Annotated in this window: 28 protein-coding genes; 12 read left to right on the plus strand and 16 right to left on the minus strand. The window is 64.7% G+C overall.

Translation table 11 applies throughout. The features are described from left to right. Nucleotides 1–61 precede the first annotated feature (61 nt). Both truA and fmt read right to left on the minus strand, forming a co-directional pair. Complete coding sequence (gene truA, locus ACRECS_RS03145) at nucleotides 62–802, minus strand: tRNA pseudouridine(38-40) synthase TruA (protein WP_431581499.1); 741 nt, start codon at nucleotides 800–802, stop codon at nucleotides 62–64. Beyond that, a complete protein-coding gene (gene fmt / locus ACRECS_RS03150) occupies nucleotides 799–1,704 on the minus strand; it encodes a methionyl-tRNA formyltransferase (RefSeq protein WP_431581500.1) in 906 nt (301 codons plus the stop codon). Before fmt ends, truA begins: the two co-directional genes overlap by 4 nt. A 53-nt stretch (nucleotides 1,705–1,757) precedes the next feature. On the opposite strand from fmt, the gene recR reads away from it, so the two are divergent. Beyond that, the gene (gene recR, locus ACRECS_RS03155; protein WP_431581642.1) at nucleotides 1,758–2,354 is read left to right on the plus strand and encodes a recombination mediator RecR; all 597 of its coding nucleotides are present in this window, start codon (nucleotides 1,758–1,760) and stop codon (nucleotides 2,352–2,354) included. A 31-nt stretch (nucleotides 2,355–2,385) separates the two neighbouring features. Then, nucleotides 2,386–2,916, plus strand: a complete 531-nt coding sequence (def, locus tag ACRECS_RS03160; protein WP_431581501.1) for a peptide deformylase — start codon at nucleotides 2,386–2,388, stop codon at nucleotides 2,914–2,916. A gap of 143 nt (nucleotides 2,917–3,059) precedes the next feature. Here the strand turns inward: def and ACRECS_RS03165 are convergent, their stop codons facing one another. Further along, complete coding sequence (locus ACRECS_RS03165; RefSeq protein ID WP_431581502.1) at nucleotides 3,060–4,724, minus strand: formate--tetrahydrofolate ligase; 1,665 nt, start codon at nucleotides 4,722–4,724, stop codon at nucleotides 3,060–3,062. Nucleotides 4,725–4,802: 78 nt separating this feature from the next. Between ACRECS_RS03165 and ACRECS_RS03170 the strand changes: the two genes are divergently transcribed. Then, nucleotides 4,803–6,203 carry a DNA recombination protein RmuC gene (locus ACRECS_RS03170; RefSeq protein WP_431581503.1) on the plus strand — a complete coding sequence of 467 codons (1,401 nt, stop codon included), beginning with the start codon at nucleotides 4,803–4,805 and terminating at the stop codon, nucleotides 6,201–6,203. A gap of 26 nt (nucleotides 6,204–6,229) precedes the next feature. On the opposite strand, the gene ACRECS_RS03175 is transcribed toward ACRECS_RS03170, so the two are convergent. Beyond that, entirely contained in the window at nucleotides 6,230–6,790 is a 561-nt protein-coding gene (locus tag ACRECS_RS03175) for a hypothetical protein (RefSeq protein ID WP_431581504.1), read from the minus strand. Between the two features lie 102 nt (nucleotides 6,791–6,892). On the opposite strand from ACRECS_RS03175, the gene ACRECS_RS03180 reads away from it, so the two are divergent. After that, nucleotides 6,893–8,044, plus strand: a complete 1,152-nt coding sequence (locus ACRECS_RS03180) for a 2OG-Fe(II) oxygenase (RefSeq protein ID WP_431581505.1) — start codon at nucleotides 6,893–6,895, stop codon at nucleotides 8,042–8,044. A 17-nt stretch (nucleotides 8,045–8,061) separates the two neighbouring features. Next, on the plus strand, nucleotides 8,062–8,754 hold the full coding sequence (locus tag ACRECS_RS03185) for a tetratricopeptide repeat protein (protein WP_431581506.1): 693 nt from the start codon (nucleotides 8,062–8,064) through the stop codon (nucleotides 8,752–8,754). 9 nt (nucleotides 8,755–8,763) lie between these two features. Here the strand turns inward: ACRECS_RS03185 and ACRECS_RS03190 are convergent, their stop codons facing one another. From ACRECS_RS03190 to ACRECS_RS03230, 9 genes are all read right to left on the minus strand, one after another. Further along, the gene (locus ACRECS_RS03190; RefSeq protein WP_431581507.1) at nucleotides 8,764–9,492 is read right to left on the minus strand and encodes an META domain-containing protein; all 729 of its coding nucleotides are present in this window, start codon (nucleotides 9,490–9,492) and stop codon (nucleotides 8,764–8,766) included. A gap of 74 nt (nucleotides 9,493–9,566) precedes the next feature. Further along, nucleotides 9,567–10,367 carry a TrmH family RNA methyltransferase gene (locus ACRECS_RS03195; RefSeq protein WP_431581508.1) on the minus strand — a complete coding sequence of 267 codons (801 nt, stop codon included), beginning with the start codon at nucleotides 10,365–10,367 and terminating at the stop codon, nucleotides 9,567–9,569. Continuing rightward, nucleotides 10,367–10,639 carry an HPr family phosphocarrier protein gene (locus tag ACRECS_RS03200; RefSeq protein ID WP_183112883.1) on the minus strand — a complete coding sequence of 91 codons (273 nt, stop codon included), beginning with the start codon at nucleotides 10,637–10,639 and terminating at the stop codon, nucleotides 10,367–10,369. Before ACRECS_RS03200 ends, ACRECS_RS03195 begins: the two co-directional genes overlap by 1 nt. Further along, entirely contained in the window at nucleotides 10,639–11,046 is a 408-nt protein-coding gene (locus tag ACRECS_RS03205) for a PTS sugar transporter subunit IIA (protein WP_431581509.1), read from the minus strand. Before ACRECS_RS03205 ends, ACRECS_RS03200 begins: the two co-directional genes overlap by 1 nt. Continuing rightward, nucleotides 11,043–11,984, minus strand: coding sequence for an RNase adapter RapZ (rapZ, locus tag ACRECS_RS03210; RefSeq protein WP_431581510.1), 942 nt, complete (start codon nucleotides 11,982–11,984; stop codon nucleotides 11,043–11,045). Before rapZ ends, ACRECS_RS03205 begins: the two co-directional genes overlap by 4 nt. Further along, nucleotides 11,981–12,445 (minus strand): HPr kinase/phosphorylase, encoded by a 465-nt coding sequence (locus ACRECS_RS03215; RefSeq protein WP_431581511.1) that lies wholly within the window; start codon nucleotides 12,443–12,445, stop codon nucleotides 11,981–11,983. The genes rapZ and ACRECS_RS03215 overlap by 4 nt, the downstream gene beginning before the upstream one ends. After that, on the minus strand, nucleotides 12,442–14,043 hold the full coding sequence (locus ACRECS_RS03220) for a stimulus-sensing domain-containing protein (RefSeq protein ID WP_431581512.1): 1,602 nt from the start codon (nucleotides 14,041–14,043) through the stop codon (nucleotides 12,442–12,444). Before ACRECS_RS03220 ends, ACRECS_RS03215 begins: the two co-directional genes overlap by 4 nt. Next, nucleotides 14,040–14,747: a response regulator gene (locus ACRECS_RS03225; RefSeq protein WP_431581513.1), complete on the minus strand. Its 708-nt coding sequence runs from the start codon at nucleotides 14,745–14,747 to the stop codon at nucleotides 14,040–14,042. The genes ACRECS_RS03220 and ACRECS_RS03225 overlap by 4 nt, the downstream gene beginning before the upstream one ends. 533 nt (nucleotides 14,748–15,280) lie before the next feature. Further along, entirely contained in the window at nucleotides 15,281–16,075 is a 795-nt protein-coding gene (locus ACRECS_RS03230) for a phytanoyl-CoA dioxygenase family protein (protein WP_431581514.1), read from the minus strand. A gap of 249 nt (nucleotides 16,076–16,324) precedes the next feature. Between ACRECS_RS03230 and ACRECS_RS03235 the strand changes: the two genes are divergently transcribed. The 4 genes from ACRECS_RS03235 (at nucleotide 16,325) to ACRECS_RS03250 (ending at nucleotide 19,670) form a co-directional block, all read left to right on the plus strand. Next, a complete protein-coding gene (locus ACRECS_RS03235; RefSeq protein WP_431581515.1) occupies nucleotides 16,325–17,929 on the plus strand; it encodes a phosphoenolpyruvate carboxykinase in 1,605 nt (534 codons plus the stop codon). 41 nt (nucleotides 17,930–17,970) lie between these two features. Then, nucleotides 17,971–18,417, plus strand: coding sequence for a hypothetical protein (locus tag ACRECS_RS03240; RefSeq protein ID WP_431581516.1), 447 nt, complete (start codon nucleotides 17,971–17,973; stop codon nucleotides 18,415–18,417). A 78-nt stretch (nucleotides 18,418–18,495) separates the two neighbouring features. Then, nucleotides 18,496–19,128 (plus strand): DUF937 domain-containing protein, encoded by a 633-nt coding sequence (locus ACRECS_RS03245; protein ID WP_431581517.1) that lies wholly within the window; start codon nucleotides 18,496–18,498, stop codon nucleotides 19,126–19,128. Nucleotides 19,129–19,298: 170 nt separating this feature from the next. Next, a complete protein-coding gene (locus tag ACRECS_RS03250; RefSeq protein ID WP_431581518.1) occupies nucleotides 19,299–19,670 on the plus strand; it encodes a hypothetical protein in 372 nt (123 codons plus the stop codon). A gap of 31 nt (nucleotides 19,671–19,701) precedes the next feature. Here ACRECS_RS03250 and ACRECS_RS03255 read toward each other — a convergent pair whose 3' ends face one another. Further along, entirely contained in the window at nucleotides 19,702–20,160 is a 459-nt protein-coding gene (locus ACRECS_RS03255; RefSeq protein WP_431581519.1) for an NfeD family protein, read from the minus strand. Then, the gene (locus ACRECS_RS03260; RefSeq protein WP_431581520.1) at nucleotides 20,157–21,128 is read right to left on the minus strand and encodes an SPFH domain-containing protein; all 972 of its coding nucleotides are present in this window, start codon (nucleotides 21,126–21,128) and stop codon (nucleotides 20,157–20,159) included. Before ACRECS_RS03260 ends, ACRECS_RS03255 begins: the two co-directional genes overlap by 4 nt. Nucleotides 21,129–21,278: 150 nt before the next feature. Here ACRECS_RS03260 and guaB point away from each other — a divergent pair, with 150 nt between their 5' ends. The 3 genes from guaB (at nucleotide 21,279) to ACRECS_RS03275 (ending at nucleotide 24,619) form a co-directional block, all read left to right on the plus strand. Then, complete coding sequence (gene guaB, locus ACRECS_RS03265; protein ID WP_431581521.1) at nucleotides 21,279–22,736, plus strand: IMP dehydrogenase; 1,458 nt, start codon at nucleotides 21,279–21,281, stop codon at nucleotides 22,734–22,736. Nucleotides 22,737–22,881: 145 nt separating this feature from the next. Beyond that, on the plus strand, nucleotides 22,882–24,057 hold the full coding sequence (locus ACRECS_RS03270) for an RsmB/NOP family class I SAM-dependent RNA methyltransferase (RefSeq protein WP_431581522.1): 1,176 nt from the start codon (nucleotides 22,882–22,884) through the stop codon (nucleotides 24,055–24,057). Nucleotides 24,058–24,103: 46 nt separating this feature from the next. Then, nucleotides 24,104–24,619: a tetratricopeptide repeat protein gene (locus ACRECS_RS03275; protein ID WP_431581523.1), complete on the plus strand. Its 516-nt coding sequence runs from the start codon at nucleotides 24,104–24,106 to the stop codon at nucleotides 24,617–24,619. 383 nt (nucleotides 24,620–25,002) lie between these two features. Here the strand turns inward: ACRECS_RS03275 and ACRECS_RS03280 are convergent, their stop codons facing one another. Beyond that, a complete protein-coding gene (locus ACRECS_RS03280) occupies nucleotides 25,003–25,407 on the minus strand; it encodes a hypothetical protein (RefSeq protein ID WP_431581524.1) in 405 nt (134 codons plus the stop codon). Nucleotides 25,408–25,418: the final 11 nt, after the last annotated feature.

The raw sequence follows: 25,418 nt of genomic DNA on the forward strand, positions 1-25,418 counted from the left end.
TTGGGCGTGACGTTTGCCCCCGGTCGATCTCCATCCAGGGCGAGCGACGGCGACGGCCCGTTCAGGGATAATCCGCCCGGAGAAAGAACAACCCGTCCGGCGGTGCATTAAGCCCGAGCGCCGCCCGGTCCCGGGCCTCCAGCGCGGCGCTCATATCGTCCGCCGACCATTTTCCCTGACCGACCAGCGCCAGGCATCCGACCATCGAGCGGACCTGATGATGCAGGAACGACCGCGCCGATGCCCGCACCAGGATGCGCTCCCCCTCGCGCAGCACATCGAGCCGGTCGAGCGTGCGCACCGGGCTGTCGGCCTGGCAATGCGCGGAGCGGAAGGTGGTGAAGTCATGGCGTCCGACCAGCCGGGCCGCGCCGTCCGCCATGACGTCGGCGTCGAGGCCGATCGGCACCCGCCAGGCCAGGCCGCGCTCGACGGTCAGCGGTGCGCGGCGCGTGACGATGCGATATTCATAATGCCGCGCCAGGCAGGAAAAACGCGCATGCCAATCGTCCGGCACGATCTCGCACGCCAGGATCGCCACCGGATCGGGCCGCAGCGTCGCATTGAGCGCTTCCATCAGCCGGAACGGGGTGATCGGCCGCATCACGTCGATATGCGCGCGCATACCCAGCGCATGGACCCCGGCATCGGTGCGCCCAGCGGCATGCACCGCCACCGTTTCACCGGTGATCGCCAGCGCCGCCGCCTCGATTGCCGCCTGGACGCTTGGGCCATGGCTCTGCCGCTGCCAGCCCATAAAGGGCCGGCCATCGAATTCGACGGTCAGCGCGAAGCGTGTCACGTCAGCACCGTTCCGGCCGGGATCGAAAAGCCGCGCAGCAGCTCGACTGACGTCATGACGCCACGCCCGGCACGCTGGACGTGAACCGGTGACAGCACGCCATCCGCACAGCCAATCTCCAACGCGTCACCGACGACCAGACCTGGCTCGGCCGAGCCGGCTTTCGCCACCGCTTCGAGAATTCGAATACGTTCGCCGGCGAGTTCGAAAAAGGCACCCGGGACCGGGTTGAAAGCGCGAACCTGGCGCTCGACCTCGATCGCGCTGCGGGTGAAATCGATCCGGGCCTCGGCCTTGTCGATCTTGGCGGCATAGGTGACGCCATCGTCCGGCTGTGGCTCGGGCGGATAGGCATCGAGATCGGCCAGCGCCGTCACCATCAGTCGCGCGCCCATTGCGCTCAGTTCATCGGTCAGTTCGCCAGCCGTCTTGGCGTCAACGCCGGTCGCTTCGCGTAACAGCACCGGCCCGGTATCAAGCCCGGCCTCCATCTGCATGATGCACACGCCGGTCTCGGTGTCGCCGGCGAGAATCGCGCGCTGGATCGGCGCGGCGCCACGCCATCGCGGCAAGAGTGACGCATGGACGTTCAGGCAGCCAAGGCGGGGCGCGTCGAGCACCGCACGCGGCAGGATCAATCCATAAGCTGCGACCACGGCGACCTCCGCCCCGAAAGCGGCGAATTCCGCCTGCGCCTCTGCGTCGCGCAACGATATCGGCGTTCGCACCGCCAGCCCCAGTGCCTCGGCGCGCGCCTGAACCGGGGAAGGAGTCAGCGCCTTGCCGCGTCCCGCACGGCGTGGCGGCTGGCTGTAGACTGCCGCCACATCGTGACCGGCATCGACCAGCGCCTGCAATACCGGCACCGAGAATTCGGGCGTGCCCATGAAGATGATCCGCATGGCTATGCTCTGGCCGCTTGCCGGAGGGCAGCGCAACCCCCTATCTGTTCCAAATGGCGTCTCCCGAGATCGAAGCCCTGACACAGGCATTGGCGCGGCTTCCCGGCCTGGGGCCGCGGTCGGCGCGCCGCGCGGTGCTGCATCTGCTCAAGAAGCGCGAAACCGCGCTCGGGCCTTTGCTCAATGCTCTGAACGCGGTTGAGGAAAATCTCGCAACCTGTTCGATCTGCGGCAATATCGATACGATCAATCCGTGCGGAATCTGTATCGACCCGCGGCGCGATTCGCGCGCGCTGTGTGTTGTCGAGGAAGTCGCCGATCTCTGGGCGCTCGATCGCTCACGACTGTTTCCCGGCCGCTTCCATGTCCTTGGCGGTCGACTCTCGGCGCTTGAAGGCATCCGGCCGGAAGATCTGACGATCGATTCGCTGGTGCGCCGGATCGAAGCGGGCGGCATTGACGAGGTGGTGCTTGCGATGAACGCCACGCTCGAGGGACAGACCACCGCGCATTATATCGCCGAGCGGATCGAGCGCTTCCCGATCCGCGTGACTCAACTCGCCCATGGCCTGCCGGTCGGCGGCGAACTCGATTATCTCGACGAAGGCACGCTGGCGCAGGCGCTGAGAGCGAGACGACCGGTCGCTTGACGTCAGGCCCGCTCTTTCCTAGCTCGCGGCAATGGCAATATTGGAAATCCTCGAAGTCCCGCATCCCGGCCTGCGTGCCGTCGCGAAGCCCGTCGCAAGCGTGGACGATTCTATCCGCGCGATCGTCTCCGACATGTTCGACACGATGTACGATGCCCGCGGCATCGGCCTTGCCGCGACTCAGGTCGCGATCGAGCAACGCATCGTCGTGATCGACCTGCAGGAGCCGGAAAGCGACGAGAAGGACGCCAAGCCGGTCCGCGTGCCGCATGTCTTCATCAATCCGGAGATCGTGTCGGTCAGCGACGAGTTCGCTTCCTATAACGAAGGCTGCCTCTCGATCCCCGATCAATATGCCGAGGTCGAGCGCCCGGCGCGTTGCACGATCAAATGGCTCGACGGCGACGGCAAGGCACATGAGCAGGGATTCGACGGCCTGATGGCGACCGCGATCCAGCATGAGATCGACCATCTCAACGGCGTGCTGTTCATCGACCATATCTCGCGGCTGAAGCGCGACATGGTGCTGAAGAAGCTCGCCAAGGCGCGTAAGGCAGCGTGAGCCTATCTTGCCCTCCCTCTACGGGGAGAGGGCAGACGACCCCGGCGAAGGCCGGGGGAAGTCGAGAGAGGGCAGTCCGGCACCGTCCTTATGACACACTGCCCCTCTCCCAATCCTCTCCCCGAAGGGGAGAGGGCTAAGCGCTAGAACAATCCTTCGATCTCGCCATTCGCCCCGAACCGGATCGACTCCGCCGCCGGCACGCGCGGCAATCCCGGCATGGTCATGATCTCGCCGCAGATTGCCACGACGAACCCGGCGCCCGCCGACAGCCGCACTTCGCGCACCGGCACGACATGCCCGGTCGGCGCGCCGAGCTTCGCCGGATCGGTCGAGAAGCTGTACTGGGTCTTCGCCATGCACACGGGCAGGGCGCCGAACCCGGCATCTTCCCATCGCCTGAGCTGCGCATGCACGCCGGGATCGGCGATCGCCTCTTCCGCGCGGTAGATGCGCGTCGCGACGGTATTGATCTTGTCGAACAGTGACAGCCCGTCATCATAGAGCGGCGCGAATTGCGGTGTCGCATGGTCGCACAGTTCCGCGACTTTCTCCGCCAGCGTTTCGGCGCCCGCGCTGCCATCGGCCCAATGCGTGCACAGGATCGCTTCGGAGCCCTGGGCCGCGGCGATCTCGCGGATCACCTCCAGTTCGGCATCGGTATCGGTCGAGAATTTATTGATCGCGACGATTGCCGGCACGCCGAACTGTCGCACATTTTCGATATGCCGCGCCAGATTGACGCCGCCGCGCCGTACCGCCTCGGGATCGGCGACGGCGAGATCCGTCTTGGCCACGCCACCATTCATCTTCAGCGCGCGCACCGTTGCGACGATCACGGCCGCTGATGGCTTCAGTCCCGACTGGCGGCATTTGATGTCGAAGAACTTCTCCGCGCCGAGATCCGCGCCGAACCCCGCTTCGGTCACCACATAATCGCCCAGACCAAGCGCGGCGCGCGTGGCGATGACCGAATTGCAGCCATGCGCGATATTCGCGAACGGCCCGCCATGGACGAAGGCCGGATTGCCTTCCAGTGTCTGCACCAGATTGGGCTTCACCGCCTGTGCCAGGAGCACCGCCATCGCGCCATCGGCTTTCAGGTCGCGCGCCGTGACCGGCTGCTTGCCGCGGGTATAGGCAACGACGATCCGCCCCAGCCGGGCTTCGAGATCTTCCAGATCGCGCGCCAGGCACAGGATTGCCATGACCTCCGACGCGACCGTGATGTCGAAACCGCTCTCGCGCGGATAGCCGTTGGCGGGGCCGCCAAGCGACTGGGCGATATCGCGCAGTGCCCGGTCGTTCATGTCGAGCACGCGCCGCCACACGATCCGCCGCACATCGATATCGAGCGCATTGCCCCAATGGACGTGGTTGTCGATCATCGCCGCGAGCAGATTATGCGCCGAGGTGATGGCGTGGAAATCGCCGGTAAAGTGGAGGTTGATATCCTCCATCGGTACGACCTGAGCATAGCCGCCCCCGGCCGCACCGCCCTTGGTTCCGAAGCATGGCCCGAGCGACGGCTCGCGCAGGCACAATATCGCGCGCTTACCGATCCGGTTCAGCGCGTCGGCGAGGCCAACCGATGTGGTCGACTTGCCTTCACCCGCCGGTGTCGGATTGATCGCCGTGACAAGGATCAGCTTGCCCTGTTTTCCCGTCGCCGGGACGCGGGACAGGTCGATCTTGGCTTTGAAATGGCCATAGGGTTCGACCGCCTGGGGAGGGATCGATAGCGTGGCGGCAATCTCATTGATCGGTTTCAGGGTGGCGGCGCGGGAAATCGCAATGTCGGTCTGCATGGCGCCTCTCCTAGCCAAGGGCTGGCGCAACACAATCCTCCACGCTAGGGTTCCTGCAATGTTCCATCGAGAGACCCAATGAACGGCCTGACCATTTCGTTATTGTTGATTGTTGCCCTGCTGGCGGGGCTTGGCGCGGGCTGGTTCCTGGGCGGGAGAGGCAGTGCCGAGATCCGCGCCGAGCGCGATGCGCGCGCCGAGGAGCATAAGCGCGCTCTGGTCGATCTTGCCCTGGCCGAGGAACGCGCGCGCGCGGCGGTGCAGCTTACCGGGACGCTTGAGATCATCCGCGACGAACGCGATGTCGCGCGTACCGATCTCGCCACGCTCAAGGCTCAGGCCGGCGCTTTCGAGACGCGACTGACCGAGCTGCGCGAAGCCAAGGACCTGATGGCCGCGCAATTCGCCGAAGTGTCCAATAAATTGCTGGCCGAGGCGCAGGAGACGTTCCTCACCCGGGCCGATGCCCGGTTCAAACAGTCGGAGGAAACCGCCGGCCAGAACCTCAAATCCATGCTTCAGCCGGTCAGCGACCGGCTGCTGAAATATGAGGAGACCGTCAGCAAGGTCGAATCCGAGCGCAAGGGCGCGTTCGACCAGCTCAAGGGGCAGCTTGAAGGGCTGCGCGTCGGCCAGGAGAAAGTCAGCAGCGAAGCCGCGAAGCTGGTCAATTCGCTGCGCAATGCGCCCAAGTCGCGTGGCCGCTGGGGCGAGCAGCAGTTGAAGAATGTGCTCGAAACCTGCGGCCTGTCCGAACATACCGATTTCCAGACCGAGGTGAGCATCTCCGGCGGTGACGAAGGGGGGCGGCTGCGTCCCGACGCGATCGTCACCGTGCCTGGCGGACGCAGCCTGGTGATCGACGCCAAAGTCTCGCTCAACGCCTATCAGGATGCGTTCGGCGCGGTCGATGAGGCCGAACGGCTGGTCGGGCTTGCCGCCCATGCCGCGTCGATGCGCGCGCACGTCAACGGTCTCGGCAACAAGGCCTATTGGAGCCAGTTCGCCGATGCCCCCGATTATGTCATCATGTTCGTGCCGGGCGAACATTTCCTGTCAGCGGCGCTTGAGCATGATCCGACCTTGTGGGACTTCGCGTTCGAAAAGCGCGTGCTGCTCGCCACTCCAACCAACCTGATCGCCATCGCCCGGACGGTCTCGGCGGTGTGGCGCCAGGAGCGGCTCGCCAAGGAAGCGCGCCAGATCGGTGAATTGGGCAAGGAGTTGTACGACCGGCTGGCCAAGGCGGCCGGGGATCTGCGCAAGGTTGGCGGCGGGCTGACCTCGGCGGTCAATAATTACAACGCCTTCGTCTCCAGTTTCGAAAGCCGCACCCTGGTCACGGCCCGCAAGCTGAAGGAGCTCAACATCGAGCCCGGCGCGCGCGAAATCGAGGACGTGCCACCGGTCGAGGCGCTGGCGCGCTATGGTGACGGTCCGGTGCTGATCGAGGGCGATCTGGATGAAGCAGCCGAATAGCCCGCCGGCGGCTATCCGGCTCGGCGTCACGTGACATTGACTATGGTGTTCCACCAGGTGTGGGTCGATCGCTGAATTGAAACGTCCACGGCCGCGCTGGTCGAAGGACGGCCTTCGGCCTTGACGATCTCCAGCAAGAATCGCGTTGGCGCGTCGTGGCGGATGAATTTCGGAGGCAGCGCGATGTGGCAGGCGCCGGTCTGGTCTGTTCCGGCCCCACAGTTCACACCCAGCGCGAGGGTTTCGCCCGATCCGGGAATATGCAGTTTCACGGTTCGGGGTTGGCCCGATGGCAAGTCGTCGCATCGCACCTTCAGTCTCATGTCGAATGGTGCTTCGAGAACGTCTTCATGGATCCAGAGGAAAAAATACTTCGATCGTCCGCGCGTAAAATCTTCGAGGTCGATCTTGCAGCCGCTGTTGTTATCGATCGTCCGCGCCTTGACGAATTCGTACCTGTTGGGCGACGCCAGCGGGACGACAATCGCGAGGAGCGGCACGACGGCGGCGATAAGACAACCGGCTCTGCCGGTGGTTCGCCAGCGAGTGGAATGTGCCTTTACCAATGGCTGTTCGTCATCGGTCACTCGTTTCTCGCTCAGCCGCAATTCGTGAACCACAACCACAATAGCCAATGGACCCGCAACGCAAGGTTTACAGCGATTATCGATCAGGTATCCCGTTCGTCTATGGCCAAGCTTCTCGTTCCCGGCGACCTCGCTCCCTGGTTTCACGCCGCCGCACTTGGCGGCAGTCCGCGCTACGCGTTCGATACCGTTGCCGGTCGGGCAATCGTCCTGCTGTTCCATGGCAGTGCCGGCTGGCCGGCAAGCCAGGCCGCGCTGCAAGTGGTGGAACGCCACCGCCATCTGTTCGACGATGCCAATGCCTGCTTCTTCGGCGTTTCGATCGACCCTGGCGACGTCAGTGAGAAGCGAATTGAGCCGTCATTGCCCGGTATCCGCTGGTTCCTCGACCATGACCGCGCGGTGTCAGGACGATATGGTGCGGTCGATGACGAAGGAGAGGCGCAGCGTTATCGACCGCATTGGCTGTTGCTCGATACGATGCTGCGTGTCGTCGACCGTGCCGAGATCGCTGACGGCGACAGGATCATGGCCGGGCTGGAGGCATTGATCGGGCAGAACCGGGATCGCAGCCGTGACATCAACGCGCCGGTGCTGATCGCGCCGCGCATCCTGGAACCGGCGCTCTGTCGCCAGCTGATCGAGCTTTACGAGCGACAGGGTGGCGAAGAGTCCGGCTTCATGCGCGAAGAGAATGGGATGACCGTGCTCAAGGTCGACCACGCCCATAAGCGGCGGTCGGATTGCGCGATCGAGGACGAGCAATTGATCGCCGCGCTTAGGGCGCGGCTCAATCGCTTTCTGCGCCCGATGATCAGCCGCGCCTTTCAATTCGATGCGACGCGGATCGAACGCTGGATCGTCGCCTGTTACGACGACGATCATGGCGGCGGCCATTTTCGCGCGCATCGCGACAACACCACCAAGGGTACGGCGCATCGCAAATTCGCCTGCACGATCAACCTCAACGCCGAAGACTATGAGGGCGGCGATCTGCGCTTTCCCGAATTTGGCGCGCGCACCTATCGCGCGCCGACCGGCGGGGCGGTCGTCTTTTCCTGCTCGCTGCTGCACGAGGCGACACCGGTCACGCGCGGCAAGCGCTATGCCTTTCTGCCATTCCTGTACGACGATGCCGGTGCGGCCGTGCGTCAGCAGAATTTGCAATTTCTGGCGCCCGAATTCGGCAGCTATAATGCGGGGCTTCCGGGAAACGCGCCCGGGCCGGCTGAGCTTGCGAAACCGGACGGCTGATCGTGAGGGAGTGAATGATGACAATCCTGCTCGCGCTGATGCTGAGCGCCCCACCGATCGCCGTTCAGGCGCCCAGTCAGCCCGCGACTGCCGCCAGATCGCAGGATGTCCGGCTGTCCCAGGCGCTCGAGGCCATGCTGGCCAAGAAGAATGACCTCGCGCTGCAACTGCTCGATCCATTCCTGGCCGACAGCGAAGCGCATTATGCCAGTGAAAAGCGCCGGATCTTTTGCGCCGACGGGTCGGAAGAGACATTGCTCTATCTGGCCGGAGCGGCTGCCGCGAAGCCATCGCGAGGTGCCATCGCGATCCCGGCCGATTGGTGTCTGGGATTATGGGCCAAGGGGTATATTCTGATCGACATGGGCAAGCCCGAGGCCGGCATACCCTTTCTGCAGAAAGCGATCGCGATGCGCCCGCAGCGCAGCCAGTATCTCGGCGAGCTGGGCTTTGCGTATCAGCAGCTCAAGGACTGGCCAGCATCGCTTGATGCCTATCGGCGGGCGGAGGCGGCCGCCGAAGGTCCCGGCCCGGACCGCGTCAGAGACCTGGGGCGCGCCTGGTTCGGCAGGGCCTATATCATGGTCGAGCTGGGGCGCTGGGACGAGGCGGAGGCATTGCTGCAGAAATGCCTCGAGCTCGATCCCAATAACGCCAACGCGAAGACCGAGCTCCAGTACGTCAGGGAGCACCGGCCGAAATCCAGCTGACGAGACGCGTCAGCGCCGCCCGGAGAATGCCGGCACCAGCACCAGCCTGGTCTGGCCACGCCCGCTCAGCACGAGCTTGCCGCTGCGATTGGAGCTGACGCTCAGCCGCTGATTGAACGCGCCGAGGATCGCCAGTTCCTGAGTCATCACCCCCGGCTGGCACCCCATCTGAGTCGCCATCAACGGGCCGGTGACGAGGAAGCCGCGCTCGAAGCGATAGGTGCCGCCGAAATTGTTGCAGCCGGTGCTGCCGCCGATGCGGTTCCCGGTGAAAGTTACCGATGCCAGCTTCGGGCCTCGTGTCGGCAGGCCGCCGACGCTCTCGATCCGCCAGGCACCGGAGAGTGCCGATGCCGGGGCAGGGGCGGGGGCCGCAATCGAGGCGCCGCCGCACCCGCTGACCGTGCGGCGCCCGATCGTAACCGTCACCTTGTCCGGATAGACCCGGTCGCTCATCCCGTCGCTGCACCGGACATTGGTGATGTCGACGATGATGCGGTCGGTGACATAACGCCGCCCATTGAAGCTCGGCCGCGGCTCGGGTGCCGAGGCGGTCACCCGGGTCCGGCCATAGTCGCCGACATAGCGGATCAGGTCGCGGTCGATCGCCAGTGTCCAGCCCGGCTCGGTGCCGACCGCTTCGTAAAGCGGCGCGCGCTCCCGCTGAGCGAACGCGGTACCGGTCAGCAACAGGGCAGGCGCAGTGAAGATGAGGATGACGGCGGGGGCGAACTTCATGACGGATCTCCTTGAGCCATCGCGACTATCGCCGCGTGGCTGAACCGATCATTACGCAACCGGCCGAGAGGCCATCAGCCGCGGCGCTGCGCCAATACCTCGTACGCCATCACTGCCGTCGCCACCGCCGCATTGAGGCTGTCGGCCTTGCCCAGCATCGGGATCTTGACCAGCAGGTCGCACTCGGCGGCATAATTGTCCGGCATGCCCTGTGCTTCATTGCCGGTGAGCAGGAAGGTCGGCGAGATGTAGCGCGCGGCGCGATAGTCGCTCTCGGTATCGAGGCTGAGCCCGACAAGCTGGCCTGGGCCGCTGCGCAGCCACGGCACGAACTCCGACCATTCCGCCTGCACCACCGGCACGGTGAACAGCGCGCCCATGCTCGCGCGAACCGCCTCGACCGAGAAGGGGTCGACGCTTTCGCCGATCAGGATCAGGCCGCCCGCGCCGACCGCATCGCCGGTGCGCAGGATCGTGCCGAGATTGCCCGGGTCGCGCAGCCGCTCCGCGACCAGCCAGATATCGGCGCTGCCGCGGTCGAGCGAGTCGAGCGAGCTGGCGAATTCGTCGAACACCCCCACCACCGCCTGGGGATTGTCCTTGCCCGACAGCTTGGAGAGGATGTCCGGTGTGGTTTGGATCGACTCGCCGCCCGCCGCCTCGACGTCGATCGACAGCGCGTTGACCAGCGGATGCCCGGCGCTGGCGGCGGCGTAGAAGAGCGTCTGGGGCAGGCGTCCGGTCTCGCGCGCCTCGGTCAGGATGCGCAATCCCTCGGCAAGGAACTGGCGCTGTTCGCGGCGGTGACGCTTGTCGCGCAGCTCGCGCACCCGCTTGATCAGCGGGTTGGAAAAGGCGGTAATCTCGCGCGGCATCAATCCTCGCCGAACTTGGCTTCCACCAGTTCGCACAAGGCGCCGACCGCAGCCTCGGCACCGTCGCCATCGGCGCTGATCGTGATCGAATCGCCCATCGCCGCGCCGAGCATCATCAGGCCCATGATCGAGGTGCCGGTCACGCTGCCCGCGCCGTCCTTTTCGACCGACAGCTCGACCGCCTGAGTCGAGGCGAGGGTGACGAACTTGGCGCTGGCCCGCGCATGAAGGCCGCGCTTGTTGGTAATGAGGACCGTCCGTTGCACCGGCATCAGGCAGCGGCCTCGCCCAGCACCTCGGAAGCGACGGTAATATATTTCCGCCCCGCCTCTCGCGCCGCAGCGACGGCATCGACCACTTTCATCCGCGTCCGTGCCGAGGCGAGTCGGATCAGCATCGGCAGGTTGATCCCGGCGATCACCTCCACCCGACCCTTTTCCATCAGCGAGATGGCCAGATTGGAGGGCGTGCCGCCGAACAGGTCGGTCAGCAGGATGACGCCGTGACCGGTGTCGACCTGAGCGATCGCATTGGCGATATCGCTGCGGCGCGCTTCCATGTCGTCGTCAGGGCCGATCGCGATGGTCGCGATACGATCCTGCTTGCCCACAACATGCTCCATCGCGGTCACGAATTCATCGGCGAGGCGCCCATGCGTCACCAGAACCAGGCCGATCATTGCAAAACAGTTCCACTTCCAGGCCCACTTGCCGGTGCGCCCTCCAGCGAGTCCTGGGGCGCCGCGGCAAGATCGCGGTGAGTGACCGTGGGCGAAAATCCTTCGTCGCGCAACCGTTGGGCTACCCGTTCCGTGACATGCACTGAGCGATGTCTCCCGCCGGTACAGCCGAATGCGATCGTCACATAGGATTTTCCCTCGGCTCTGTAGCGCGGCAGCAACAACAGCAGCAGCGATTCGATCTGCGCCAGTGCGGCGTCATAAGCAGGGTCGCCCGCGATATAGTCCCCGACAGCGGCATCGAGCCCGGTGCCGGGCCGAAGCGCCTCGACCCAATGCGGATTGCGCAGGAAGCGCATGTCGAACACCAGATCAGCATTGCGCGGCACGCCGCGGGCGAAACCGAATGACGTCACCGACAGGGTCGGCGCGCCGAGCTTCTCGCCGGAAAAGGTTTCGCGAACATTCTGCGCCAGCTCATTGGCGGTCATGCTGGTCGTGTCGATCAGCCGGTTGGCCCAAGCTCGCAGAGGCGCGAGCAGTTCGCGTTCGCGCGCAATGCCGTCGCTTGCTGGCCGGTCGAGCGCCAGCGGATGGCGCCGCCGCGTCTCGGAATAGCGCCGTTCGAGCTCGCCGCCGGCGCAATCGAGGAACAATGTGCCGATGTCATGGCCATGGTCCTCCCGCAGCTTCTGGATTCGCTCGACCACCCGTTCGGGGTCGAAATCGCGCGTCCGGGCGCCGATCCCAAGCGCCAGCGGCTGCGAAATGCTCTCCGCACTTTCCGGCAGCGGTGCCGACAGCAGCCGGTCGAGCAGCAGCAGCGGGAGATTGTCGACCACCTCCCAGCCGAGATCCTCAAGTGTCCTGAGGACGGTCGACTTGCCCGCGCCCGACATACCCGTGACGAGCAGGATATTCTTGGGGTCGCGGTTCATTCCGGGGCTGCGATTCGTCGCAACGCCAATTCGACCTTGATCGGCGCCGAGTTCTCATGCGCGTCCAGCGTCACTTCGGGTATCGCGATCCCGGCGACTTTCCGCTCCATCCGCTCGAGCGGCATGCGGTCGAAGCCACCGGCCAGACGCACCAGCAAGGCAGCGGGCACGCGCTCGACATAGGGCATCACGATGATGCCGATACCGCGCACCTCGATCTTGCCGGCAATCGTCACCGGTGCCGATGCAAGCAATGTTTCGCCGTTGCGCACCAGGATCGTGTAATCATCGCTGACCAGCACCGCGCCGCGATCGATCAGGCGCAGTGCAAGATCCGACTTGCCCGCGCCCGAAGGTCCTTCGATCAGCACGGCCCGGCCATCGATCGCCACGGTCGACACATGCAGCGTCTCGGTCGAGACGCCGGCAGCCTTTACGAGAAGTCTCGGGTCGCGGCTCATCGGCGATCCCTTAGGGGTAATGTCACCACGAAACGTGCCCCGCTCAATCGATCCTCGCGCGATTCGACCACGATCGATCCCTGATGCCCCTCGACGATGGTCCGCGCAATGGCGAGGCCTAAACCTGAATGCTTACCGAATTCCTCGCTTTCAGGACGCAGCGACTGAAATCGGCTGAATACCTGCTCGCGCGCTTCTTCCGGTACGCCGGGCCCTTCATCCTCGACCTTGATGATCAGCTCGTCCTGGTCGCGCGCCGCGGCGATGCTGATCAGGCCACCATCGGGCGAGAAGGACACGGCATTGTCGACCAGATTCTCGAACACGCGTTCGAGCCGCGACCCTTCGCCCATCACGATCAGCCGGTCGCTCTTGCGATGGTCGAAGCGCAGCCGGATGCCGCGTTCGATGCCGCGTTCGTTGCGCTGGGCGAGCAACCCGTCGAGCATCGCGCCAATATCGACCGGCTCGAACTTGGCGCGGCTGAGCTGCGCATCGAGCCGCGACGCTTCCGAAATGTCGGTGATCAGCCGGTCCATGCGGTGGACATCGTCGCGCACGATCGCAAGCAGCCGCTCCTGCAATTCCGGGTCGCGCACCAGCGACAGCCCCTCGACCGCGGACCGGAGCGAGGCGAGGGGGTTCTTCATTTCATGCGCGACATCGGCGGCGAACGCCTCGGTCGCATCGATCCGCGCGCGCAGGGCAAGGCTCATGTCCGATAGCGCGCGCGCGAGCATGCCGACCTCATCACGGCGCGTCGGCAGGCGTGGCACCACCACTTCGCGTGCGCGCCCGAGCCGCACCCGCACCGCCGCCCGCGCCAGTCGGCGGAGCGGCCGCACAATGGTGCGCGCAAGGAACAGCGACAACAGGATCGAGACGATCGCGACGATCAGCAGCACGACGCTCAGGCGGAACCGCTCGACCCGCACCGTCTGAGTGATGTCGGTCGCGTTCATCGTCGTCATCACCACGCCCTGTACAGTGTTGGGCCCCGCCTTGGACGTCGCCTTGGGCCCTGGCTTGGGCCCGGATATGGCGGCGGCCGCGGTGATCACCGGCGTCCGATCGGGCGCGCGCCACACTGTCGCGGGCGCTGTCTCGGTATTGCGCGCTGTGCGTACATCGGGCCAGTCGAGCCCGGCGCTGCGTTCGCGATAGAGCGGCGCGCGGGGCGTGCCGACAACCGTGTCGATCATCGCGTCAAGGAAGCGCGCCGCACCCTGACCCCAATCCTGTTTGTCGGGGTCCTGCAGCACGACATTGCGCAGGCCGAGCGTGCGAGTGTCGCTGATCAGCGTCCCGGCCTCGTCGTAGAGGCGCAGCCGCGCGCCGGTGTCACGGGCAAGACGCAGCGCGAGCGCGTCGCGGCGTTCCGGCTGGACCGAGCGCATTGCCTCGGCGATCAGCCGCACCTCGCGGCTGGCCTGGGCGACACGGCTGTCGACGATCCGGCTACGATAGGAATCGAGGTAGAAGAACCCGCCGGCGAGCAGCGCGAGCGCGAAGATGTTGACGAACAGGATCCGCGGCGTGAGCGAAACACGGCCAGACCAGCGAAGCGTCAATTCGCCGTCGTCAGTCTCCCGCCTCATTCCTCGGAGAAGCGATATCCGGCGCCATACAGCGTCTCGATGGCGTCGAATTCGGGGTCGATCTGCCTGAACTTGCGCCGCACGCGCTTGATATGGCTGTCGATGGTGCGGTCATCGACATAGATATCATCCTGATAGGCGGCATCCATCAGCTGGTTGCGCGTCTTCACGATGCCCGGGCGCTGCGCGAGGGTTTCGAGGATCAGGAACTCGGTCACGGTCAGCGTGACATTGGCGCCGCCCCAGGTCACGCGGTGCCGCGCGGTATCCATGGTCAGCCGCCCGCGCTCCAGCTCGCCGCCGACGGATTCCTCGTCCCCGGCCGGCCCGGCCTGGGCCAGTTCGGTGCGACGCAGGATCGCGCGGATGCGCGCAATGAGCAGGCGTTGCGAGAAGGGCTTGGCGATATAATCGTCCGCGCCCATCGCGAGGCCGAGCGCCTCGTCGAGCTCATCGTCCTTGGAGGTCAGGAAGATAACCGGCGTCGCCTGCTTCTCACGCAGCCGTCGGAGCAGTTCCAGCCCGTCCATGCGCGGCATCTTGATGTCGAAGATCGCCAGGTCGGGCGGATTCTCGATCAGCGCCTTCAGGGCGGTTTCGCCGTCAGAATAGACCCGCGTCACAAAGCCTTCGGCCTGCAGCGCGATCGACACGGACGTCAGGATATTGCGGTCGTCATCGACTAGCGCGATCGTCGCCGTCATTCGGGACCCTCATTATTTGTTACGGTTGAGGTAGTGCAAAGCCGGGGTCCGCTCAACCGGCTTGTCCGCTGCGCGGTCGGCGTTTGCGGAACGGCTGACCGCTGTTCTGGCGGAATAAAAAAACCACCCCTGTTATGTTGGATTTTGGCCGCAGATTTATGGCGGTATTTCAGTATCATATATTGCACCACCGCTGTTATGGAACAGCGGTGATTAACAGGGGTGGAATGAACCGGAACAGGGGTGGGAACAGCGGATAGGCGGTTCTGCCGGTGCGGGGTTCGCGGTTGTGGGGCGTTTGTGTGAGCCATGGGTGGGCTATGGCATGAACGAGCGAGGGATAGAATCGACTGGCGCGCGGGCGGATATTATCGCGCTTGGTCGAAGTACCCAAAGCCACCTGCGCGGTCGGTTGAGATGGCCGCTCCGCTCGCCCTGACTCTGTCGGAGGGATTTCTCTTTTTCTTGCTCATAAAGATGGGCAAGGTTTCGGCCGTCCGGATCAAGTCCGAGGCTGAACGGAGAATGGGCGGTTAGTCGCCGCGCAACGCCGGCACCCAGCGATTGACCGGCGCCAGCATCGCCGCTGCAAGCGGATCGGCCGGCTGCGTCCCGGCCTCGGCATAATGATAAACCATCGCCGAGCGGCGGTAATCGGCGACATTGTCGGTCGAGCGGTGCATTAGATAGCTGTGGAAGAAGAGCACGTCGCCCGGCTCCATCAGGGCAGGCTCGTCCGCCGACGTGTCCTGCGAGACGATTTCGAGATAGCCCTGCAGCGTTTCCGGGCGCCGGTCGGGGACAGGTTCATGGATGATGTTCGCCTGGTGTGAGCCCGGCAGCACCCAGAGGCAGCCATTCTCGATTGTCGCGGCGCTGAGTGCAACCCACACGCCGATCTGCGGCGCGCGGTCATAGCGGAAATAATAGCCGTCCTGATGCCAGGGCTGGCCGATCACGCCGGGGTTCTTGAAGATGAACTGGCTCTGGAAACAATCCACATCAGGGCCGAGCAGGGCGGCCAGCCGTCCGGTGATCGCCGGATCGACCGCCAGCGCATGCGCCGCGCCGACCGCGTGGCAGTTGAACACCTTGGCGATGTAATCCTCGGGGTTGCGCGCGACGGGGCTTGGCGCGGTCTCGGGATAGATCAGCAGATCCTGATCGGTGGCATAGACTCGTTCGCCGGGGTGCGCCGCGGGCGGATCGGCGGCGATGGCGGCGATCGTCTCGGCCTCAATCTGCGCGACGCGCTCCTTCGCGATCAGGCCGCGTTCGAAGAAATATCCCTTTTCGCGCCAGGACCGAGTCGATGCTTCCGTCAGCATAATCCTCTCCAGTTCGATATTTTTATGGTATTTAAATAAGAATATATCTATTTTGGAAGAAATCCAGACCACAATCGGTCGGCAGTGAGAGGTGGGCATCCGACATCCGGCGCGCGTGAGCGTGGTTCCGGCGCAGACGGCGTGCGTCCCATGGCCCAATGTTTGACGCTCCGGCGTGGCGACGATATGCGCCCAATCATCACATTGGTATGCGGCAACGCCCGCAGCGCATTATTCGGAGAGACACACGTGAGCGATCGCATTCCCGACGCCGGCCTTGAAGCGCAGGGTATCGAGACCCGCGCCAATCTGCACTGGAACCTGGTCACCGCACGCCTGATCCAGTCGGCGATCTCGCGTGGCGAGGGCAAATTGTCCGCCGACGGCCCGCTGGTGGTCGAAACCGGCGCGCACACCGGGCGCTCGGCGCAGGACAAGTTCATCGTCCGCGATGGCGAGACCGAGAGCACCGTGTGGTGGGGCAAGAGCAACAAGGCGATGTCGCCTGAGCATTTCGCCGCGCTGAAAACCGATTTCCTCGCCGCATTGAAGGGCAAGGAAGACCTGTTCATCCAGGACCTGTTCGGCGGATCGCAGCCCGAGCACCGCGTCAATGTGCGTGTGGTGAACGAGCTTGCCTGGCACAACAGCTTCATCCGCACCATGCTGGTGCGTCCGGAGGAGAGCGAGCTGCGTGGCTTCGTTCCCGATTACACCATCATCGACCTGCCCAGCTTCGTCGCCGACCCGGCCAAGCATGGCTGCCGCAGCGAGACGGTGATTGCGGTCAATTTCACTGAGAAGCTGATCCTGATCGGCGGCACCAAATATGCCGGCGAAATGAAGAAGTCGGTGTTCGGCCTGCTCAATTACCTGCTGCCGCCGACCGGCGTGATGCCGATGCACTGTTCCGCCAATATGGGCGCGAATGGCGACACTGCCGTGTTCTTCGGCCTGTCGGGCACCGGCAAGACGACGCTCAGCGCCGATGCCAGCCGCATCCTGATCGGCGATGACGAACATGGTTGGTCGGATACCGCGGTGTTCAACTTCGAGGGCGGTTGCTATGCCAAGATGATCCGCCTGTCGGCCGATGCCGAGCCGGAGATTTTCGCCACCACCAAGCGCTTCGGCACGATCCTGGAAAATGTCGTGATGGACCAGGTGACGCGCCAGCTTGACCTCGACGACGACAGCCTCGCCGAAAACAGCCGCGGCGCCTACCCGATCGACTTCATTCCGAATGCGTCGGAAAAGAATATGGGCCCGGTGCCGCGCAACATCATCTTCCTGACCGCGGACGCATACGGCATCCTGCCGCCGATCTCGAAGCTGACGCCGGACCAGGCGATGTATCATTTCCTGTCGGGCTATACCGCGCGCGTCGCGGGCACCGAAATCGGCGTGACCGAACCGAGCGCGACCTTCTCGACCTGCTTCGGCGCGCCGTTCATGCCGCGCCACCCGTCGGTGTACGGCAATCTGCTGAAGGAGCGGATCGCCAAGGGCGGGGTCGATTGCTGGCTGGTCAATACCGGCTGGACCGGCGGCAAGTACGGCGTCGGCAAGCGTATGCCGATCAAGGCGACCCGCGCGCTGCTTAATGCCGCGCTCGACGGCAGCCTGAATGATGCCGAGTTCCGCACCGATCCCAATTTCGGCTTCAGGGTGCCGATCGCAGTGACGGGTGTCGACAGCGCGATCCTCGACCCGCGCGAGACCTGGTCGAACAAGGCCGAATATGACGCGACGGCGGCCAAGCTGGTCGACGAATTCGTCAGCAATTTTGCCCAGTTCGCCGATCATGTCGACGAGGGCGTGCGACAATCGGCACCCGCCGCCCAGACTGCCTGACACGCCTGATCATTGGTCGGGCTCCAACGAAAGCCCGACCGATGACCGACCTGCCATTTCGCCCCTTTGCGGATAACGCCGCGATCCGCCGGATCGGGGAGGGGCTGCTCGCGTGCACGCTGCCCAAAGCGGACTGGACGCATGAAGCGCATCTCGGCGCCACGCTATGGCTGATCCGCGATCGGCCCGATGTGGATGTCGATGCGCGGATCGCCGCGATCATCTCCGCCTATAATGAGAGCGTGGGGGGCGTAAATGACGACAGTCAGGGCTATCACGACACGATCACGCGCTGCTTCGTCGCCGGGATCAGGCTGCATCTGTCCGATCGCGCGCCGGATGAGCCGCTGGTCGAGGTGGTCAACGCGCTTCTCGCATCGCCGATCGGGCAGCGGGGCTGGCCGTTGCGTTTCTACAGCCCGGAGCGCCTGTTTTCGGTCGCCGCGCGACGCGGGTTCGTGCCGCCCGATCTGATATCTCTGCCTTGATCTGGCGAGCGGGCGATTCAGGCTGACAGTCTGGCCGTTCGCTCCTACGCTGATCGGGGGCCGCAAGGAGCGCGACAGATGAACATCATGGACATCATCAATCAGGCCGGCGGTATCAGCGCCATTTCCAGTCAGCTCGGCATCGACGAAGGCACCGCGCAGGCCGGCGCGGCGGCGTTGCTGCCAGCGATCCTCGGCGGGATGAAGGGGCAGGCGCAACAGCATCCCGACGGGCTGGCGGGTCTTGCCGGCATTCTCGGCAGCTTGGGTGGCGGCGGTCTGCTCGCCAATGTCCTCGCGCCTGGCGCCAGTGACGTGGATGCCGGCAACAATGTGCTGGGTCAGATTTTCGGATCGAAGGATGTCAGCCGTACCGTGGCGGATCATGCCGCCGCGCAAAGCGGCGTGTCATCCGATTTGCTCAAGAAGATGCTGCCGCTGCTGGCGATGGCGGTCGCGGGCTATCTGGCGAAACAGGCGGGCGGAGCGACGGCCAACCCGACAGACAGCCCGCAGGGTGGCCTTGGCGGCATGCTCGGTGGCTTGGTCGGATCGATCCTTGGCGGCGGCCAGCAGGCGGCGCCGCAACCGGCACCGGCAGCACCGGCCACGTCAGGCTGGGGTGGGTTGGGGTCGCTGATCGATATGAACCATGACGGCAACCCGCTCGATGATATCCTCGGCATGGCGGGCAAGCTCACGGGGCGTTGAACGCGCAGTTGTTTGAGCATTCCCGGCCGATGGCATCGTCGTCCGGTCGGCGCGATCGGGCGCTGCGTCCCGATCGTGGATTGCGCCATCAGGATTCGCTCGTGTGCAGGGCCGGTTCGGCTTAGCCTGCGGGGCCGCTTACGGCACCGTTCGAGTCGAAGGAATTGATCATGGGATTGCTTGATGGACTGCTTGGCCAGGTTGCCGGCAATGTCGATATCGCGAACCTTGCCGCCAAGGTCGGCCTGACGCCGGAGCAAGCCGAAAGCGCGGTTACCGCGCTGGGCCAGGCGCACCCCGAACCGGGCGATACCGTGGCGACAGCCGCTTCGACCACCGGCATTGCGCCCGATATCCTGCAGCAGATCGTCGGCCATATCGGCGGTGAAGGGTCGCTTGCCCAATTTGCCAGCCTGCTTGGTGCCTCGGGCGGCGCCGATGGCCTCCTCGGCAAGGTTGGGGGGATGCTCGATCGCGATGGCGACGGTAACCCGCTCGACGATATCGCCGGTATGGCCGGCGGCCTGTTCGGCAAGAAATGACACCTGGGTCCCCGGCGTACGCCGGGGGCCGTCAGGCGGCGGGGAGAGCGACCGCCTCGACCACCAGCACACCGGCTTCGATCGCGACCACGCGCATCCGCGCGCCAGCCGGCGCATCGGGGCCGCGGGCCGGCCAGCTGCCATCGGCCTGCCGCACTCGGCCGGCGCCGGAGACGATCGCTTGCTCGACCGTGACGATCTCGCCGATCAGCCGGGCACCGCGGTCATTAAGCATCGGATCGCTTGAGGTGACCGGATAGTCACGGTACCAGCGTCGCCCGATCACGACCGCGACCCCGCTCCAGATCGCGAATGACGCGAACTGTACGATGGGCGGCAAATCGGGCAGCGCCAGCATCACCACGCCGGTGATCGCCGCGGCAATCGCGATGAAGACCAGGAAGACACCGGGCAGGATCAGCTCGGTGACACCCAGCACCAGTGCCGCGATCAGCCAGAATGCCCCAGCGCTCAGCCCGTCGATCGTCACTGATCAGCCTGTGTGACAGGAACGCGCGAACGGGAAGGAGGCGTGGGGGCGGGTGCCGGGCGGTCCGCCAGTGCCTCGCGCGCAATCTCGCCGATGCCGCCCAGCGTCCCGATCAGCTGCGTCGCCTCGACCGGGAACAGGATGGTCTTGGCATTGGGCGAGGTGGCGAACTTGCCAACCGCCTCGACATATTTCTGCGCGACGAAATAGTTGATCGCCTGCGGGCTGCCTTCCTCGATCGCCACCGACACCAGCCGGGTCGCGGTCGCTTCGGCCTCGGCGGCACGCTCGCGGGCTTCGGCGTCGCGGAACGCGGCTTCGCGCCGGCCTTCGGCTTCGAGGATCTTCGACTGTTTCTGGCCCTCGGCGCGCAGGATCTCGGACGCGCGCGAGCCCTCCGCCTCGAGGATGTTGGCGCGCTTCTCGCGCTCGGCCTTCATCTGGCGGCCCATCGCATTGACGATGTCGGCCGGCGGGCGAATGTCCTTCACCTCGACGCGAGTGATCTTCACACCCCAGGCAGTGGTCGCATGATCGACCACGGACAGCAGCCTGGCGTTGATCTCGTCGCGCTTGGAAAGTGTCTCATCGAGGTCCATCGAGCCCATCACGGTGCGCAGATTGGTCGTGGTCAGCTGCAGGATCGCGACATAGAGCTCGGACACTTCATACGCTGCCTTGGCCGCGTCGAGCACCTGGAAGAACACCACGCCGTCGACCGCGACCATCGCGTTGTCCTTGGTGATGATCTCCTGTCCCGGGATGTCGATCACCTGTTCCATCATGTTGATGCGGCGGCCGACGCGATAAAAGAATGCGGGATAGAAATTGAACCCCGGCCGCGCCGTGGTGGTGAAACGGCCGAAATGTTCGATCGTATATTGATAGCCTTGCCGGACGATCTTGATGCTCGTGAAGAGGTAGAGCAGCACCAGCGCCAGCACGAGTACGCCTGCGGTCAATTCCATGATGTCGCCCTCTTCCAATCGATCGCACCAGATTTAGCACATCGGTTGGGCAAGAACAGCCAAATGCGGCGCCGCGGACCCTAGCGCTTCCCGGCACCTTTGGTTACATGAGCCGCCACGATTCTCCCCCCGCGCAGGAACTGGCACCCCATGGAAATCCGCCTCGGCCTCACCTTCGACGATGTCCTGCTCTATCCAGCGGAATCCGACATCGTTCCTAGCCAGGCCAACACATCGACTCAGCTGACGCGCGGCATCAAGCTCGACATTCCGATCCTGTCCTCAGCGATGGACACAGTGACAGAGGCCGACATGGCGATCGTCATGGCGCAGCTCGGCGGCATCGGCGTGCTCCACCGCAATATGGAGATCGACGAGCAGGTCGCCGCGGTGCGCCAGGTCAAGCGTTTCGAATCTGGTATGGTCGTGAACCCGATCACCATCGCACCCGATGCGACACTGGCTGAGGCGCAGGCGTTGATGACCCGGCACCGGATCAGCGGCATCCCGGTGGTAGAGAAGGACGGCAAGCTGGTCGGCATCCTGACCAACCGCGACGTGCGTTTTGCCGGCAATCCCCATCAGCCGGTCGCCGAGCTGATGACGCACGAAAATCTCGCCACCGTGTCGAGCGGCGTGTCGCAGGACGATGCCCGCCGGCTCCTCCACCAGCGCCGGATCGAGAAGCTGCTGGTGGTCGATGAAAGCTATCGCTGCGTCGGCCTGATCACGGTCAAGGATATGGAAAAGGCGGTCAATTATCCCAATGCGACCAAGGATGCGGCCGGACGGCTGCGCGTCGCCGCCGCGACCACGGTCGGCGACAAGGGATTCGAGCGGACCGAGGCGCTGGTCGATGCCGAGCTCGACCTGATCGTGATCGACACCGCCCATGGCCATAACCGTGACGTGGCGCGCGCGGTCGAACGGGTGAAGAAGCTGAGCAATTCGGTGCAGGTCATTGCCGGCAATGTCGCGACGGCCGAAGCAGCGCGCGCGCTGATCGATGCGGGGGCGGACGGAATCAAGGTCGGCATCGGGCCGGGCTCGATCTGCACCACGCGCGTCGTCGCCGGCGTCGGCGTGCCGCAGCTGACCGCCGTGATGGAATGCGCCGCAGAAGGTCACAAGAGCGGCGTGCCGATCATCGCCGATGGCGGCATCCGCACCTCGGGCGACATCGCCAAGGCATTGGCCGGCGGTGCATCGAGCGTGATGATCGGCTCGCTGCTCGCCGGGACCGAGGAAGCGCCGGGCGAAACCTTCCTCTATCAGGGGCGGGCGTATAAATCCTATCGCGGCATGGGATCGGTCGGCGCGATGGGCCGCGGGTCCGCCGATCGCTATTTCCAGGGCGATATCAAGGATCAGCTCAAGTTGGTGCCGGAGGGGATTGAGGGGCAGGTCGCCTTCAAGGGGCCGGCGCGCGACGTGATCCACCAGCTGGTCGGCGGCGTAAAGGCGGCAATGGGCTATACCGGCTCGGCGACGATCGAGGAATTGCAGAAGCGGGCGCGGTTCGTGCAGATCACCGGCGCCGGACTGATGGAAAGCCATGTCCATGACGTGACCATCACGCGTGAGGCACCGAATTATCCGACGCGGTAAACGGGGCCGCATAACAACGACGGGTTTCTTCTGCGTCACCCCGGACTTGTTCCGGGGTCCACCGTGCCGCAAGAGCAACGCTTACCGCCTGAGCGGCACAGTGGATGCCGGAACAAGTCCGGCATGACGAAGTCTGGAACATCACATGACACCATCGGCACGCATTCAGGCCGCGATCGACCTGCTCGACGCCATCATCGTCGCGGCGCGTGACCAGGGTGCTGCGGCCGACACGCTGATCGCGCGCTATTTCGCGGAGCGCCGTTATGCTGGGAGCAAGGACCGGCGCGCCGTGCGTGAGCTGGTCTATTCGGCGATCCGCCAGCTTGGCGATCGCCCGAAGAGCGGCCGGGCAGCAATGCTCGCTCTGGCGCAGGCCGATCCGGACATCGCCATGCTGTTCGACGGATCATCGCACGCGCCGGCAGCGATTGGCGCGAGCGAGGTTGCGGCCAGGACGGGTGTCGCGCCCGACTGGATCGTCGCGAAGCTGCTCGACTCCGGTATTGGCCCGGATGAGCTTCCCGCACTGATCGATCGTGCACCGCTTGATATTCGCATCAACCGCCTCAAACCCGCACCGGCCCCGATCGATGGCGCAGAGCCCATCGCGACGCTTCCCGATGCGCTGCGCCTTCTCTCTGGCACTAATGTCGAGGCGCTGGACGCCGCGAAGGACGGCGCAATCGAAGTGCAGGATGCGGGGAGCCAGATCGTGACCTTGGCCGCCAAGGCCGCGCCGGAGATGCGCATCGTCGACCTGTGCGCCGGCGCGGGCGGCAAGACGCTTGCGCTGGCGGCGGCGATGGGCAATCGCGGCGCGCTGCTCGCCAGCGATACCGACCGCAACCGCCTGTCGCGGCTTGCGCCGCGTGCGGCGCGGGCCGGGGCGACGATCGTCGAAACCCGCCTCCTTAATCCCACACGTGAAGCTGAAGCGCTCGTTGATTGGGACGGGAACGCCGATTGCGTCCTGATCGATGCGCCGTGTTCCGGGACCGGCACCTGGCGGCGCAATCCCGAGGCACGCTGGCGGCTGACCTCGGACCGGATCGAACGACTGGCCGCGACCCAGGCGCATGTGCTTGCGATCGGCGCGGCATTGGTCAAGCCGGGTGGTGCGCTGATCTACATCGTATGTTCGCTGCTTGACGAAGAAGGGGCAGGGCAGGTTGCGCGCTTCCTCGCCGATCATCCCGGCTGGAGCGTCGATACGCTCGACCTGCCCGCCGGCCGGCCGCACGGCCCCGGTATCCGGCTGACGCCGGCGCATGACGATACGGACGGGTTTTTTGTCGCAAGACTGAAACGGCCATGCTAGCCGAGTGATTGTGTCAAAGCCCGTACTGTCCCTGTTGGAGAGCATCATGCGTTATTCGTCCGTCGCCGCCGCAGCAGCACTGACGCTGCTCACGGTATCGACCGCGCTTCACGGCCAGCGCCCCGACGACCAGATCGACCCGCGCTCGATGGCATTGCTGGCGCAAGGCAAGGCAGCGCAGGCGGCGGGCAATCTCGACGGAGCGACCGACGCGCTGGAGACGGCATTGGTGGTCGACCCGCGCAACCGCGCTGCGTTCATTGTGCTCGGCGACGTGGCGCAGGCACGCGGTCTGCCGGGCAAGGCGATTCGCCTGTACCGCGAGGCACTGCTGCTCGAACCGAACGACCGCGTGGCGTTGCAGGGGCAGGGCGAAGCGTTGGTGGCCAAGGGCGCGGTGATCCAGGCCAAGGCGAACCTCGGCAAGATTAAGACCTTGTGCGGCAAGGCGGCCTGTCCGGAGGCGGTGACACTGGCGGCAGTGATCGCCAAGGGCCCGCCGATCGTGACCGCGGCGGTGCAGACCAAGGTGCCGGAGAAGCCGGCGACCGCGAAGGAGTAAGAGTCGGGGCAGGATCGGCTTTTAAAAGGGCAGCTGTCCGGACGATGAGTCAATTCAGACCGCGCCTGTTACCCCCTGTTTTCGACGATGTATTTTCCGCCCCCTGTTATGTTGGATTTCGGGCGCGAATTAGGGGTTCGTTTTCAATGATTTGATCCCGACAGCCCCTGTTATGATAACAGGGGCGGAGCCGGACAATAACAGGGGGCGATTGCGCCTGTTATCGCTGGAACAGGGAAAACACCCTTCAGCATTCTACCGACGACGAGAAAGAGCAGGACGGGAGGCCAATGCCACCCATCCAGCTAATGCTGCCATGATCGGCGCCAGGATTTGAATCGTCTGGCAGCTTATCCAGCGAAACAGAGGACCAACCCCGAACCCTAATTCCCGTTACGCGAAGCATCGCTCGCGCCCTCCATCGTGCGGAACCGCTTGTTGTTCTTCTCCATCAGGTTCTGAATATCGGAGGCAGTCGGAGCACCCGCGGCCCTGTCGGCGCTGCGATTGCCCGCTTTGGCAAGCATTATGGTCACGCCGATCAGCAGGACGGCAAGGACGGCCAGAGCCAGCTTCAGCACACGCGCCCGGGCGGGTGGAACCACTGCGTCAGCCGGCAGGCGCCGGGACATGAAGACACCGAACAGTCCCAGGATAATCGTCGTGCTGATGATCCCGCTGAGGATATAGCCAAGCGATTCTCGAGTGCTGGTGGTGCCGGCAACAACCAAGCCGACGACAAGGCCGATCAGGGCAAACTTGATGATGGTGGCGTGGCGCAGCGTCATCCCATATCCTC

The organism is Sphingomonas sp., from assembly GCF_050725575.1.
Taxonomy (GTDB): Bacteria; Pseudomonadota; Alphaproteobacteria; order Sphingomonadales; family Sphingomonadaceae; genus Sphingomonas.

What these genes read in the sequence shown, in the direction of transcription:
- fmt (WP_431581500.1), bottom strand. Translation starts at nt 1,704, where the DNA reads ATGCGGATCATCTTCATGGGCACGCCCGAATTCTCGGTGCCGGTATTG.
- recR (WP_431581642.1), top strand. Translation starts at nt 1,758, where the DNA reads ATGGCGTCTCCCGAGATCGAAGCCCTGACACAGGCATTGGCGCGGCTT.
- def (WP_431581501.1), top strand. Translation starts at nt 2,386, where the DNA reads ATGGCAATATTGGAAATCCTCGAAGTCCCGCATCCCGGCCTGCGTGCC.
- ACRECS_RS03165 (WP_431581502.1), bottom strand. Translation starts at nt 4,724, where the DNA reads ATGCAGACCGACATTGCGATTTCCCGCGCCGCCACCCTGAAACCGATC.
- ACRECS_RS03170 (WP_431581503.1), top strand. Translation starts at nt 4,803, where the DNA reads ATGAACGGCCTGACCATTTCGTTATTGTTGATTGTTGCCCTGCTGGCG.
- ACRECS_RS03180 (WP_431581505.1), top strand. Translation starts at nt 6,893, where the DNA reads ATGGCCAAGCTTCTCGTTCCCGGCGACCTCGCTCCCTGGTTTCACGCC.
- ACRECS_RS03185 (WP_431581506.1), top strand. Translation starts at nt 8,062, where the DNA reads ATGACAATCCTGCTCGCGCTGATGCTGAGCGCCCCACCGATCGCCGTT.
- ACRECS_RS03190 (WP_431581507.1), bottom strand. Translation starts at nt 9,492, where the DNA reads ATGAAGTTCGCCCCCGCCGTCATCCTCATCTTCACTGCGCCTGCCCTG.
- ACRECS_RS03195 (WP_431581508.1), bottom strand. Translation starts at nt 10,367, where the DNA reads ATGCCGCGCGAGATTACCGCCTTTTCCAACCCGCTGATCAAGCGGGTG.
- ACRECS_RS03200 (WP_183112883.1), bottom strand. Translation starts at nt 10,639, where the DNA reads ATGCCGGTGCAACGGACGGTCCTCATTACCAACAAGCGCGGCCTTCAT.
- ACRECS_RS03205 (WP_431581509.1), bottom strand. Translation starts at nt 11,046, where the DNA reads ATGATCGGCCTGGTTCTGGTGACGCATGGGCGCCTCGCCGATGAATTC.
- rapZ (WP_431581510.1), bottom strand. Translation starts at nt 11,984, where the DNA reads ATGAACCGCGACCCCAAGAATATCCTGCTCGTCACGGGTATGTCGGGC.
- ACRECS_RS03215 (WP_431581511.1), bottom strand. Translation starts at nt 12,445, where the DNA reads ATGAGCCGCGACCCGAGACTTCTCGTAAAGGCTGCCGGCGTCTCGACC.
- ACRECS_RS03220 (WP_431581512.1), bottom strand. Translation starts at nt 14,043, where the DNA reads ATGAGGCGGGAGACTGACGACGGCGAATTGACGCTTCGCTGGTCTGGC.
- ACRECS_RS03225 (WP_431581513.1), bottom strand. Translation starts at nt 14,747, where the DNA reads ATGACGGCGACGATCGCGCTAGTCGATGACGACCGCAATATCCTGACG.
- ACRECS_RS03230 (WP_431581514.1), bottom strand. Translation starts at nt 16,075, where the DNA reads ATGCTGACGGAAGCATCGACTCGGTCCTGGCGCGAAAAGGGATATTTC.
- ACRECS_RS03240 (WP_431581516.1), top strand. Translation starts at nt 17,971, where the DNA reads ATGACCGACCTGCCATTTCGCCCCTTTGCGGATAACGCCGCGATCCGC.
- ACRECS_RS03245 (WP_431581517.1), top strand. Translation starts at nt 18,496, where the DNA reads ATGAACATCATGGACATCATCAATCAGGCCGGCGGTATCAGCGCCATT.
- ACRECS_RS03250 (WP_431581518.1), top strand. Translation starts at nt 19,299, where the DNA reads ATGGGATTGCTTGATGGACTGCTTGGCCAGGTTGCCGGCAATGTCGAT.
- ACRECS_RS03260 (WP_431581520.1), bottom strand. Translation starts at nt 21,128, where the DNA reads ATGGAATTGACCGCAGGCGTACTCGTGCTGGCGCTGGTGCTGCTCTAC.
- guaB (WP_431581521.1), top strand. Translation starts at nt 21,279, where the DNA reads ATGGAAATCCGCCTCGGCCTCACCTTCGACGATGTCCTGCTCTATCCA.
- ACRECS_RS03270 (WP_431581522.1), top strand. Translation starts at nt 22,882, where the DNA reads ATGACACCATCGGCACGCATTCAGGCCGCGATCGACCTGCTCGACGCC.
- ACRECS_RS03275 (WP_431581523.1), top strand. Translation starts at nt 24,104, where the DNA reads ATGCGTTATTCGTCCGTCGCCGCCGCAGCAGCACTGACGCTGCTCACG.
- ACRECS_RS03280 (WP_431581524.1), bottom strand. Translation starts at nt 25,407, where the DNA reads ATGACGCTGCGCCACGCCACCATCATCAAGTTTGCCCTGATCGGCCTT.